This is a genomic window from Pseudomonas sp. NPDC089407, from assembly GCF_044900445.1.
Classification (GTDB): domain Bacteria; phylum Pseudomonadota; class Gammaproteobacteria; order Pseudomonadales; family Pseudomonadaceae; genus Aquipseudomonas.
Genome location: NZ_JBJDNB010000004.1, coordinates 70,794 through 83,341, shown reverse-complemented (window position 1 = coordinate 83,341; position 12,548 = coordinate 70,794). Strand labels below are relative to the sequence as shown.

Annotated in this window: 11 protein-coding genes and 1 pseudogene; all 12 read right to left on the bottom strand. The window is 62.9% G+C overall.

The window, feature by feature from the left end; translation table 11 throughout:
- Positions 1–70: 70 nt before the first annotated feature.
- Positions 71–763, bottom strand: coding sequence for a TraX family protein (locus ACI2KG_RS04710; protein ID WP_404660994.1), 693 nt, complete (start codon positions 761–763; stop codon positions 71–73).
- A gap of 3 nt (positions 764–766) precedes the next feature.
- A complete protein-coding gene (locus ACI2KG_RS04705; RefSeq protein ID WP_404660993.1) occupies positions 767–1,843 on the bottom strand; it encodes a metal-dependent hydrolase in 1,077 nt (358 codons plus the stop codon).
- A 224-nt stretch (positions 1,844–2,067) separates the two neighbouring features.
- Positions 2,068–2,847: pseudogene (locus tag ACI2KG_RS04700) on the bottom strand (OprD family outer membrane porin); the annotation flags it as partial.
- Between the two features lie 54 nt (positions 2,848–2,901).
- A complete protein-coding gene (locus ACI2KG_RS04695; protein ID WP_404660992.1) occupies positions 2,902–4,086 on the bottom strand; it encodes a benzoate/H(+) symporter BenE family transporter in 1,185 nt (394 codons plus the stop codon).
- 131 nt (positions 4,087–4,217) lie between these two features.
- Positions 4,218–5,132, bottom strand: coding sequence for a catechol 1,2-dioxygenase (gene catA, locus ACI2KG_RS04690; protein WP_404660991.1), 915 nt, complete (start codon positions 5,130–5,132; stop codon positions 4,218–4,220).
- A gap of 29 nt (positions 5,133–5,161) precedes the next feature.
- Positions 5,162–6,529 (bottom strand): MFS transporter, encoded by a 1,368-nt coding sequence (locus ACI2KG_RS04685; RefSeq protein WP_404660990.1) that lies wholly within the window; start codon positions 6,527–6,529, stop codon positions 5,162–5,164.
- Between the two features lie 56 nt (positions 6,530–6,585).
- Positions 6,586–7,347 (bottom strand): 1,6-dihydroxycyclohexa-2,4-diene-1-carboxylate dehydrogenase, encoded by a 762-nt coding sequence (locus ACI2KG_RS04680; RefSeq protein WP_404660989.1) that lies wholly within the window; start codon positions 7,345–7,347, stop codon positions 6,586–6,588.
- Between the two features lie 145 nt (positions 7,348–7,492).
- Complete coding sequence (gene benC, locus ACI2KG_RS04675) at positions 7,493–8,503, bottom strand: benzoate 1,2-dioxygenase electron transfer component BenC (RefSeq protein WP_404660988.1); 1,011 nt, start codon at positions 8,501–8,503, stop codon at positions 7,493–7,495.
- Positions 8,504–8,576: 73 nt separating this feature from the next.
- Entirely contained in the window at positions 8,577–9,062 is a 486-nt protein-coding gene (gene benB / locus ACI2KG_RS04670; RefSeq protein WP_400618837.1) for a benzoate 1,2-dioxygenase small subunit, read from the bottom strand.
- A complete protein-coding gene (gene benA / locus ACI2KG_RS04665) occupies positions 9,059–10,417 on the bottom strand; it encodes a benzoate 1,2-dioxygenase large subunit (protein WP_404660987.1) in 1,359 nt (452 codons plus the stop codon). Before benA ends, benB begins: the two co-directional genes overlap by 4 nt.
- Positions 10,418–10,500: 83 nt before the next feature.
- Positions 10,501–11,241, bottom strand: a complete 741-nt coding sequence (locus ACI2KG_RS04660) for an RHS repeat-associated core domain-containing protein (RefSeq protein ID WP_404660986.1) — start codon at positions 11,239–11,241, stop codon at positions 10,501–10,503.
- Between the two features lie 94 nt (positions 11,242–11,335).
- Positions 11,336–12,292: a benABC operon transcriptional activator BenR gene (gene benR, locus ACI2KG_RS04655; RefSeq protein ID WP_404660985.1), complete on the bottom strand. Its 957-nt coding sequence runs from the start codon at positions 12,290–12,292 to the stop codon at positions 11,336–11,338.
- Between the last annotated feature and the right edge of the window lie 256 nt (positions 12,293–12,548).

The window sequence follows — 12,548 nt, the reverse complement described above, 5'->3', positions numbered from 1 at the left end:
TCTGTGGGAGCCTGGCTTGTCGTGGCGACGAACCGCGTCGATGGGCCGCAACGCGGCCCCAATTACTGCATCACGACAGGACCTTGATCACCAGCAAATGCACCGGATAGAACAGGTAACCCCAGCGCCCCACCGCAGGCACCCGCCAATCATCGTGCCGCAACAGCAGCATGCCAACCGGAATCGCCAAGGCTGCAGCCATCAGGGTCAGTAGGGTAACCGGTGCCAGCAGATGCCCAAGCAACCAGCTGTTGGTCAAATTCCCGCCCATGGCCAACAGGCAAGGCAGCAACCATGCAACCCCGCGCAGCCGGCGCGCCATCAACCACGCTGCCGGCAGCAATACGCCTGGCAAGCCGTACATCAACTGCTCGCTGACACCCCACCCGACCAGCAGGCCTGCGAAGCCCAGCACACGCGCCGATAGCAAAGGATGATGCACCGCCCAGGCAATAACCAACCCCAGCACCAGTGTCGGCATCACATTGAAGGTTTGCGCGCCACTGTCCAGCCAACGGTAGGCAGGCTCCGACAGCAGCGTGAACAGCAACATCAGCCCCAGGTAGCGCACGTTGCCCCGGGTATACAGTGCCCCGGCCCTGGCGCGCCCCACGTTCACTGCAATCGCCAGACAGAACAGCGGAAACGCCAGTCGGCCAAGCACGAACAGGCCATTAGCTTCAGGCCACAGGAAGCGCAAGTGGTCGGCGACCATGGTCAACATCGCCATCCACTTGACCAGGTCCAGTCCGGCCGAGCGCATGCCTTAGCGCCCGCGCTCGATGGGGCTCACGCCCAGGTAGCGTTCGGTCCACACGGCCAGCGGCAAAGGCGGTTGCTGTTCGGTGATGCGCCGCCAGATCAACACAAGGTCTGCGCCACTGAACATCGAGCCGGGCCCTGCGCCTTTGAACATGGAAGGCACATCGACAATCCAGTGCCCCTGGCCGTCACGGTGGGCCATGTTGAAACGAAAGGTGTAGTTGCCCGGGATGCCCATGCGCAGGTCGGTGACCACCAGCGCATCGCCGATCTGGTCGTAGCGCAACCAGTCATCGGTGAACCAGCGCAAACGCTGATGCAGGGGATCATTGGCCAGCGCTTGCGCCAGCTGCAGGTTACGCGGCAAGCGCTGCATCTCTGGCGCTTGCCGGTCGAACCCGCTGCTGATGCCTTCGTAATAATCGCCTTCGGGTGTCTTGGCCAACACCCGCCAGACCAGGCTGTTGAACGCAATCGGCACGGCGCGCACCTCGCTGGCCGCGATACCTTGCTGGTCCAGCGCCGCCTGAAAGCGCTGCTCGGCCGCCATGCGCCCGGCGAGGCCGAAGCCGAGGTAGGCCGTGCTGAACACCAGCGCCAGGGCCAACAGGCGTGTGGCACTGGCGGTCACACCCTTGCTGATGGCGTAAATGACCGCCGCCAGCAGTGGCACGGTGTAGATCGGGTCGATGATGAACACCGCCGCCCAGCTTTGCGGGGTGCCTTGCAGCGGCCAGAACAGCTGCGTGCCGTAGACCGTGAAAGCGTCGAGCAACGGATGGGTAATGAGTACCAGCCAGAACGCAAGAAACAGCCTGGCCAAGGTATAGCCCTTGTCAGGCCAGCATTTGTTCACCAGCCAGGCCAGCAACAAGGCTAGCCCGGTGAGCACGAACAGCGAATGGGAAAAGCCGCGGTGGTAGGTCATCTGCGACACCGGGTCGGCATAACGGATGATGACGTCGAGGTCGGGCAGCGTGCCTAGCGCCGCGCCATACAGCAGCGCGCGACGGCCCTGGATGCGGCCCAGTACAGCGCCTTGCAGGGCGGCGCCGAGAACGGCTTGGGTGATGGAGTCCAAGGGAGGCGTTCCTGAAAAGGTGGTTGCTGGAAACTACCCTCAACCAAGCCTGATACGCAATTCCCTGTGGTAGTGGCCTTGTGTCGCGACTGAGCTAACCAGCAGCCCCGGCTATCTCCGTTACCCTTAAGATCGCCGGGGCTGCTACGCTGCCCTTCGCCGGCAAGCCAGCTCCCACAGGATGGCGCATGGCCTAAGCTGGATGCAGTCGGTGTGGGAGCTGGCTTGCCGGCGATGTAGCCCAGGTTGGTACTGAGCACCCAGTCGCCCACTGGCTTGCTGTGCTTGACGCCGACAAAACCCTGCTCGTAGATGTCCTCCAGTTGCCCATACCACAGGCTGAAACTGCTCTGGTTGGCATTGAACGCATAATCGCCACCCACGTAGTTGAAGGCATCGCTCTCGGCCTGGCGCATTGGCACATGGCCAAGCATGGCGTTCATCTTGCCGTCGCCGCCTTTGTTGCGCAGGTGGGTGCTTTTCAGGTGCCCGGCCTGCACCGTCAGGCCGTCGATTTCTGCCGAACTGATACTGGCACCCTGGTATGTCGGCGGCAGCAGGCGGATATCGCTGAAGGTCAGCACTGGCAGGTTCGGTTGCAATTCGCCAATGCGCAGTTCGGTTTTCTACAAGCGCACTTTGAGGGTGGGTGCCAGGCGGCTGTATTCGTCGGCGGCGCGACCATCGCCATGCACCGGAAGCAGGCCGGTGTTGGCCCGGTCGGGGCTGCTGTCGAGCTTGATACCCAGCAGGCCCAGCGCATCTACGCCAAAGCCGACCGTACCGGGGGTGTAGCCGCTCTTGAAGTCGAGGATGAAGCCCTGGGCCCACTCCTCGGCCTTGGACTGCCTGTTGGCCCCGACAATGTCGGAAAAATCGCGGCTGAAATAGTAGTTACGGGCGCTCAGGGTAGCCTTCGAGTCCTCGAAGAAGCCGCCTTCGGCAGCCAGCAACGGTTGGCTGAGCAAAGTCAGGCCCAGGGCGACGCAAGGGGTATGATTCATTTCGAAGCTCTCTTGATCTTGTTTTTATGGGTAAAGCGTTGGGAACACGGCGGTTCAGGGTGTACGGCGCAGCACCTCCCGGGCAGGTGGCTGGCGCAACCTGAGCAACGCGTGGGTGAGCAGGCCGAACAGCAGCCCCCAGAACGCCGCCGACAGGCCAAGGAAGGCCACGCCCGAAGCGGTGACCAGGAAGGTGAACAGCCCGGCATCACGCTCGGCCGGTTCCGCCAGGCTGCGGGCCAGGGTCTCGCTGATGGCGCCATACAGGGCCAGGCCAGCCAGGGCGGCGATCAGCGCAGCAGGAAAGGCCGCGAACAACGACATCAAGGTGGCCCCGGCAATGCCCAGCAGCAGGTACAGCGCACTGCCGGCCACGGCTGCCACATAGCGCCGGCGGGGGTTTTCATGGGCTTCATGGCCGGTGCACAGGCTGGCGGTCACCGCCGCCAGGTTCAGCCCGTGGCAGCCGAACAGCGCCAGTGCTGCACCGGCCAGGGCACTGGCGCTGATCAGCGGGCTGGCCGGGTTGCGCAACACCGCCATGCCGGGCATGAACTGCCCGGTCAACGCCACCAGCACCATCGGCAGCGCCAGGCTGAACACCGCAGGCAGGCTGAACTGCGGGGTGACCCACTGTGGTGGCGCCAGCTCCAGTACCAGCGCCTCGCTGCGCAACGCCCCACTGGCCACCGTCACCAGCATGCCGACGCACAGCACAGCGGCCACCGCATATCGGGGTTGCACCCGGCGCATCAGCACGTAAGTGACGAACATTCCCAGCACCAGCACAGGCTGCACCGGCAAGGCGCGAAACACCTCGATGCCGAAGCTGAACAGGATGCCGGCCTGCATACCGGCGGCAATGGACCCTGGCAGGCGCGCGATGATGCGGTCGAAGGCGCCGCTGATGCCGATCAGCAGCAGGACCAGGTTGGCCACCAGGTAAGCGCCTACGGCCTGCTCCAGGCCCAGTTGCGGCAAGGCGGTGACCAGCAGTGCGGAGCCTGGGATGGACCAGGCGATCACCACCGGGACGCGGTAGCGCAGGCTGAGCAGCGCACCGAGTACTGCACTGCCCATGGACACTGCCCACACCCAGGACGACAGTTGCTGGTGCGACAGGCCGGCGGCTTCGGCGGCGTGGAAGATGATCACCAGCGGGCGGGCGTAGGAAATCATCGTGGCGATGCAGCCGGCGACGATGGCGGACAGTGAACTGTCCGTGATCAGGATTTTCATGGCACCTCTGGCATCAGTGATGGATGGCAAGGGCTACGCCCTTGATCGCCGGCAAGCCAGCTCCCACAGGGGGGCGCAGGATCTGGAATCAGTGGAGATGCTGTGGGAGCTGGCTTGCCGGCGATTGGGCCTCAGGCTTCCTGCAACGCCCGCGGCCGCGCACTGCGCTGTTCATCCGCCCTGCCCTGGGCCAACTGCAACTGGAAGTCGAACGTCAGCTCGGCATGCCGCCCCGCCGCACCCTCGACAAACACCACCTCGCCCACCAACCCATCCCGCGTGGCGTAGGCAAAGTCGTCCCACAGGTACTTGTCCCCCGACAGGTTGATCTGCGTGGTCAGGTGCCGATGCCCCGGCGCCGAAATGAAGAAGTGCACATGCGCCGGGCGCTGGCCATGGCGACCCAGCAGGTCGAGGCATTCCTGGGTTGGCCCCTGCGGGTCGCAGCCGTAACCGGATGGCACGATGGAGCGCACCCGGTAGCGCCCTTGTGCATCGGTGACGATGCGCCGGCGCAAGTTGTACTCGGACTGGCCCTGGTCGAAGAACGAGTAAGTGCCGCGGGTGTTGGCATGCCACAGGTCGACCGTGGCACCCGCCAGCGGCTGGCCGTGTGGGTCAAGCACCCGCCCCTCCAGGTACATGACCGTGGCCACGCCCTCCTCACTGCCGTCATCCATGCGCACTTCTCCTTCAGCCATGGGCGCACCCGCCACGTACAACGGGCCTTCGATGGTACGCGGGGTACCACCGGCCAGCCCGGCCTGCGCGTCCTTGGCATCCTGCAGCAGGTCGAGGAAGTGCTCGATGCCCAGCCCCGCGACCAGCAGCCCGGCTTCGCCGCGCCCGCCCAGGCGGTTGAGGTAGTCGACGGCGTGCCAGAACTCGTCCTCGCTGATTTCCAGGTCTTCGATCAGCCGGGCGGTGTCCTGCAGCACGCGCTGCACAATGCGCTTGAGGCGCGGGTTGCCGGCATCGTTGCCAAAGCCTGCGGCCTCCTCGAAGCACCGCTGTACCTCGGCAGTGTGGGAAATATTCACGGTCATGTGGGCATACCTCATGTTGTTTTTCTCGATTACGCCTGCGCCGCAACCGCCTGGGCGTGGCGCCGGCCACTGGCCAGGTGCACGGCCATGGCCAGCGCGGCGATGGCGCCAGGGATGGCGAATGCGATGAAGTTGAGTTGCAGCGGCAGATTGATACCCATCAGGGCGCCGCCCAGCAGCGGGCCGACAATGGCGCCATTGCGGCCAATGCCCGACGCCCAGCCCAGGCCGGTGGAGCGCACCGACAGGCCGTACATTTGCGCAGCGCCGGCATACAGCAGGATTTGAGTGCCAATGGTGGTGGCGCCGGCAATGAAGATCAGCAGGTACAGCACCAGCATCGGGCTGTTTACCCCCAGCAGGCTGATCGACAGCGCGGCCGCAATGAAGAACGCTACCTTGACCTTGACCAGGTTGTAGCGGTCCCCCAGCCAGCCGCCGAGAATTGCACCGGCCATGCCACCAAAGTTCAGTGCCAGCAGGAACGACAGGCTTGAACCCAGGCTGTAGCCGGCGTTGGCCATCAGTTTCGGCAGCCACGAGCTAAGCGCATAGACCATCAGCAGGCAGCAGAAGAACGCCAGCCACAGCGCAAGGGTGCGAATGGCTAGGCCGTTGCGGAACAGTTCGAGGACGGCGGTGAACTTGCCGGCCCTTTCGCGGGACAAGCCCGCTCCCACAGACAAGCCCGCTCCCACAGGGGCGACCAGCACATCATCAGGTTGTACATCGCAGCCTGGGTCCAAGCGCTTGAGCAGCTTGCGTGCCTCGTCGCCACGGCCCTGGCGCACCAAAAAACCGATCGATTCCGGCAGGTAGTAGAGGATCACGGGCAACAGCAACAGCGGCACAGCGGCAGCGAAGAACATCGACTCCCAGCCGAAACGCGGCAGCATGAAGATGCCGACGCCTGCCGACAGCATGCCGCCCAGCGAATAGCCACTGAACATGATCGCCACCAGCGTACTGCGCAGGCGCTTGGGCGCGTATTCATTCATCAGCGCGACAGCATTGGGCATCAGGCCCCCGCAGCCCAAACCGGCGATAAAGCGGTAAATGCCGAACTCACTGGGGCTGCTGGCAAAGCCATTGAGGATGGTCGCCCCCGAGAACAAGGCGAAACAGATGGCAATACCCTTCTTGCGCCCGATGCGGTCGGCCAGGCTGCCGAATGCCAGGGCGCCGAACATCATGCCGAATAGCGCATAGCTGCCCAGTGCACCGGCCTGCAACGGGGTCAGGCCCCACTCTTTCATGATCACCGGCAGTACCACGCCGTAGATGAACAGGTCATAGCCGTCGAAAATCAGCAGCAGGCCGCACCAGGCCATGACCATCCAGTGGAACAGGGTAAAGCGCGCGTTATCGATGATCGGGTGTACGTCAAGGGTTCGCATGGCATCTGTCGCTCTTGTTTTTGTTGTGATGGAAAGCTGTTGCCTTGGGGGGCTGCTCAGCCGAGGTCGCCGCCCCCTACCGGCAGGGTCACGCCGGTGATGTACGAAGCTTCGTCGGACGCCAGGAACAGGATGGCCCCGACCTGCTCGTCGATGCTGCCGTAGCGGTGCATCAGGCTGCTGTCGAGGGTCTGGTCGACGATCTGCTGGTACCAGTGTTTTTCCTGTTCGGTTTGCTCGGCGCTGTTGCGTGGTACGCGCCGCGGTGGGGCTTCGGTGCCGCCGGGGGCCGTGGCGTTGACGCGGATGCCACGCCCGGCGGTTTCAAAGGCAAGGCACGCGGTCAGCGCGTTGACCCCGCCCTTGGCCGCACCGTACGGCACGCGGTTGACACCCCGGGTGGCGATCGACGAGACGTTGACGATGGCGCCACTGCCGCGTTCGAGCATGTACGGCAGTGCCGCGTGGCAGCACCACAGGGTGGGGAACAGCGAACGGCGTACTTCGGCCTCGATCTGTTCGACCTCGTAGTGTTCGAAGGGCTTGGCCCAGATGGTCCCGCCGACGTTGTTGACGAGGATGTCGAGGCGACCGAAGTTTTCTACGGCGCTGGCCATGACCCGAGCGCAGCCGGCGTGTTGTTCGAGGTCGGCGGTGAGGGTCAGCATGCCTTCGCCGGCCAGTTCGTGGACCAGTTCGGAACGGTCTACTGCAACCACTTGCGCGCCTTCGGCCTTGAGCCGCCAGCACACGCCGCGGCCGATGCCCTGGGCAGCACCGGTGACCAGGGCGACCTTGCCTTGGAATCTGTTGTTCATCTGCATCTCCTGCTTGATCCGCGTCAGGGCAATCGGGAGGGCTGCACCCTCCATCGCGACGCAAGGCCGCTCCTACATGGATCGCATCTCCCTGTAGGAGCGGCCTTGTGTCGCGAAAGGGCCGCAAAGCGGCACCGGCAATCTGTCAGGCCGCCGCCGCAAATTTTTCGTAATAGAAGTTGGCCGGGGTAATGCCCTGCTCACGCACGTACTGGCTCACCGCCTCGACCATCGGCGGTGGTCCGCACAGGTACACGTCCACATCGCCGTCGTTCAGGTGGCATGGCGCGATGTGCTGGGTCACGTAGCCCTTTTGCGGGTACTGGCTGTCCGGGTTGGCCACGCAGGCGCTGTAGGTGAAGTTGGGGATGCGTGCCGCCAGCGCTTGCAAGCGGTCGAGCTCGACCAGGTCGAAGTCGTTGGTCACGCCATAGATCAGGTGCAGCGGGTGCTCGCTGCCCTGCTCCGCGATGTTCTCCAGCATCGCCGTGAACGGCGCCAGCCCGGTACCGCCGGCCAGCAGTAACAGCGGGCGCTGGATAGGCCGCAGGTAAAAGCTGCCCAGCGGCCCGGCCAGGCTCATGCTGTCGCCGGCCTTGGCCAGGTTGGTCAGGAAACTACTCATCAGCCCGCCCGGCACGTTGCGGATCAGGAAGCTGACTTCGCCGTCCTTCTGCAGCGAGCTGAACGAGTAGGCGCGGCTCTGTTCGCTGCCCGGCACCTTGAGGTTGACGTACTGCCCCGGCAGGAAGGCCAGGCGGCTGAGGGCGTCGCCCTTGATCGACAAGGCAATGGTGCTGGCAGACAGCTGGCGTACATCGCTGATAGCCGCCTCGAAGCTGGCCTGTTCGGTCTTGCACAGCTGCGACGAGGCCGGGATGCGGATGACGCAGTCGCTTTCGGCGCGCATCTGGCAGGTCAGCACGTAGCCTTCGCCGATTTCGTCTTCGCTCAGGGCGTCTTCGATGAAGTTGTCGCCCAGGTCATAGCGCCCGGACTCGGCCTTGCACTTGCAGGTGCCGCAAGCGCCGTCGCGGCAGTCCAGGGGGATGTTGATGCCCTGGCGGTATGCCGCATCGGCGACGGTTTCGTGGCCTGTGGCTTCAATGAAACGGGTGACCCCGTCCTCGAAATTCAGTGCGATCTGATAGCTCATGTTGCACCTCGCGGGCGAGCCTGGCCACGGCGCGTCGCAGGACGCCCCGGGCATTGCTCGCAAAAACCCTGGTTCAGATGTGGTAGATGTCGATGACCTGGCGCACGTAGTCGTTCTTCAGCACCACCTTCTTGGCCTTGATCAGCGGCTGCTCGCCGCGCAGGTCAAGGGTGTAGAAGCTGCTGCCGAAGTAACTGTCGGTGGTCTTGTAGCGGAAGCTCAGGGTGTGCCAGTTGAAGCGCACCAGGCAGCTGCCCTCGCCCTGTTCGACGATCTCGATGTTGCTGATGTTGTGCGAGGTGCGGGTGTCGGGCACGGTCGCACTGGAGCGCTCGGTCTTGATGCGGAACACACGGTCTTCCAGGCCGCCGCGGTTGCCGTACCAGATCAGCGAGATTTCGCTTTGCGGGTCTTCTGTGAGGGTGTCGTCATCGTCCCAGCTGGGCATCCAGAAGGTGGCATCGCTGGCGTACAGCTCCAGCCACTGGTCCCACTGGGCGTCGTCCAGGTAGCGCGCCTCACGGTAGAGGAAGTCGCGCACGGTTTCATACAGGCTCATTGCACGGCCTCCACGGGGACCAGTTGCTGCTCGTCCTTGAGGGCCTGGACCATGGTGTCCTGCCAGTACTTGTGCTGCAGCACGAACAGGCCTTCGTCCTCGGTGCGTACGCCGGACAGCAGCGGCTTCAACTCGATCTCCCGGGCCGCCTCGTCAGCCCCTTCCACCCAGTGCGCCGCACCGCGGGACATGTCGTTCCAGCCGGTACCGCCGCCATAGCCGGTTTGGCACGAGCGGAACTCTTCCAGGTCGTCCGGGGTGGCCATGCCACTGACGTTGAAAAAGTCTTCGTACTGCCGGATGCGTTTGGCGCGGGCGTCGGCGCTCTCGCCTTTTGGCGCGATGCAGTAGATGGTGATTTCGGTCTTGTTCACCGAAATCGGCCGGGCGATGCGGATCTGCGAGCTGAACTGGTCCATCAGGTACACGTTCGGGTACAGGCACAGGTTGCGCGAGTTCTCGATCATCCAGTCAGCGCGGGCCTGGCCGTAATCGGCGGCCAGTTGGTCGCGACGCTCGTAGGCCGGGCGGTCTTCCGGGTTGGCCCAGCGGGTCCACAGCAGCAGGTGGCCGTGGTCGAAGGAATAGAAGCCACCGCCCTGCTTGGCCCAGGCGCCGGCGCTCATGGTCTTGATCTCGTCACCCGCTTCGCGCTGCTTGCGCTGGTTCTGGGTGGCGGCGTAGTTCCAGTGTACGGAGCTGACGTGGTAGCCATCGGCGCCGTTTTCGGCGGTGAGCTTCCAGTTGCCTTCGTAGATGTACGAGCTGGCACCGCGCAGCACTTCCAGGCCTTCTGGCGACTGGTCGACAATCATGTCGATGATCTTGGCCGATTCGCCCAGGTGCTCGACCAGCGGTTTCACGTCGGCATTCAGGCTGCCGAACAGGAAGCCCCGGTACGACTCGAAGCGCGCCACCTTGGTCAGGTCGTGCGAGCCGTCGCAGTTGAAACTGTCGGGGTAGCCGGCGTTGCTCGGGTCCTTGACCTTGAGCAGCTTGCCGCTGTTGTTGAAGGTCCAGCCGTGGAACGGGCAGGTGTAGCTGGAGCGGTTGCCGCGCTTGTGTCGGCACAGCATGGCGCCGCGGTGGCTGCAGGCGTTGAGGAAGGCATTGAGCTCACCGTCCTTGTTGCGCGCGATGAAAATCGGCTGGCGCCCCATGGTCAGGGTGAGGAAGTCGTTCTTCTCGGGGATCTGGCTTTCGTGCGCCAGGTAGATCCAGTTGCCCTCGAAGATGTGTTTCATTTCCAGGTCGAACAGGCGTGGGTCAGTGAACATCTCGCGCTTGCAGCGGTAGATGCCCTTTTCACGGTCATCCTCGAGCATGGCATTGAGGTAGTCGAATCCCAGGGGCATGGCCAGGGTCTCCCTTGTTATTGTTTAGACCTGGTCAGGTTAGGGAGACCGCTGGCGGGGGACTATCCGGATTGTGCAGAGTGTTATCCAGCTTTGCCAGGATCTCGCACTTCTGTCAAAAGCCGTCTAGGGTCATGGAGCCAGCTGTTTTGAGGGATGTCCACTGCTTCTGTCATTCTTTGATGAAGCGCATCAAGAACCCTGAGTGCTTCAAGCCTCTGGTCCTGCTCCGCTACAAGCCAACTGCCTACAAAACTCCCAAAATGTGAATTTTTTTCAATAGACACCGCGTTTTTCGCCATACGATCTGCCAACGTGATAACGCTGCCCTCTACCAGCAACTTCTGCCCATCAGACCACATCGGCGCGTTCATGATGGGTTCTATCTGACGTCCATAACCGCGGCCTAGTGCGTCAACCGCGTCAACTACGCGCTGGCTTACTACACGGGGGACAGGCTTGCCTCCCTTTAAGTCTGGATTGACGGTATACCCGCTTTTGCTTCCCGCCTTGGTCCGGATGCTTGAGAGTTTTGCTTTAGGTAACTTCATATGACCGCTCGGGTCAGTATTGTTAACGGGGTCTCCAGCGCAATAGGCGTAACAGTTCATGCCTCCATCCCCCATCGGGCTCAAACTGTCAGGGCTATGGAACCTCATCAAGACCGGATTGAATGCGCGGTACCCATTCCCCAGCAGGTAGTGCCCTGTGGCAGGCTCCTTTCTCTGCCCGCTGAAGCGCAGCACGGATGCGCGTGGCTTGCGCCCGTCATACCCATAAACTGTGTATTGAAGCGAACAAGAGAAATGTTGTGACGTCGACATGGCTTCCACCTTTTATCCGCAATGGAGTAAAGGGTGGGTTGTGCAAGAAAAGCAGGCAACTGGCAGAATTATCAGGTGACAACGCTAACGCGCCTCACCTGTGGCGCTTGAACGTCTGCGAAGGCAGCTCTCCAAACTGCTGCCGATAGACTTCAGAGAACCGCCCAAGATGCAGGAAACCGTAATCCAGGGCCAGCTCCGTCACACTGCGCACGCCACAGGTGGGGTCGTTCAGGCACGCATACACCCGCGCCAGCTTGCGCTGGCGCACGTAATGCTTGGGCGTAGTCCCCAGGTGCTGGTCAAATAACGCATACAACGAACGCAAGCTCAAGCACGCCTGCTCTGCCAGCACTTCAGCCGGTAGCTCCAGTTTCAGGTTGCGTTCGATGTAGTCGAGTATGCGCTCCAGGCCCGCTTGCGGAGCGCTCAGGCTTTCGCGGCGGATATTGGTGCTCATCAGGGTCAGCAGCTTGCTGGCGACGATCTGGCTGTAATGGCCCTGCACCCTCGGCAACGAATCGCTGACCTCCGCCTCATGACAAACCATGGCCAACAGATTGACGAAGCCGTCCAGTTCGTCCAGCCGATAATGGTTGCGCAGGAAGCGCACACCGCCATCGGGCCGGTGCCAGCGCTGTTCATCGCAGATCGAATCCAGCAACCGGGTCGGTACCTTGAGGATGAACTTCTCGCAGTCTTCCGAATAGGTCAGGTCAACCGGGTCGTCGGGGTTGATCAGCAGCAGCTCGCCCGGCACCAGGTGTTGCTCGCGCTTGTGCCCGCGCCACAGGCAGTTGCCATTGAGCAGCACTTGCAGGTGGTAGATGGTTTCCAGCGCTGGCGAAGTCACCCGCACGCTGCCGCCGTAGCTGATGCGGCACAGGTCCAGTTCGGCGAACTTGCGGTGGCTGAGGCTGGCCTGGGGGTGGGTGGTGCGCGACAGGCCGATGCAATGCTGGCCGACATGCTGGTTGACATAATCGGACACAGCATAGGGGTCGGCGTGGTGAAACACGCTACTGCGTTCGCTCAGCAGGCGGCTTTCCATAGGCAAGGCACTCGGTATCGTTATTGTTCTGGTCGCCGATTCCTACAGCCTTGTGGGCGGTGGTTGCGGTCGTCACGGTCATTCTAACGGGCCGGTTGCGGGGCATGGGGACAGGCGACAACCGGTGGATGGGCACACTACAGCAAAAAGGCGGGGGTTGGGCAATGCGGCGATGGGATTGGTTGGGCGGATAGCGGACAGTCGGGGGGTGATTGCTGTTCGGTTATCGAACACTTTTGCAGGTCTGGCCCTATCG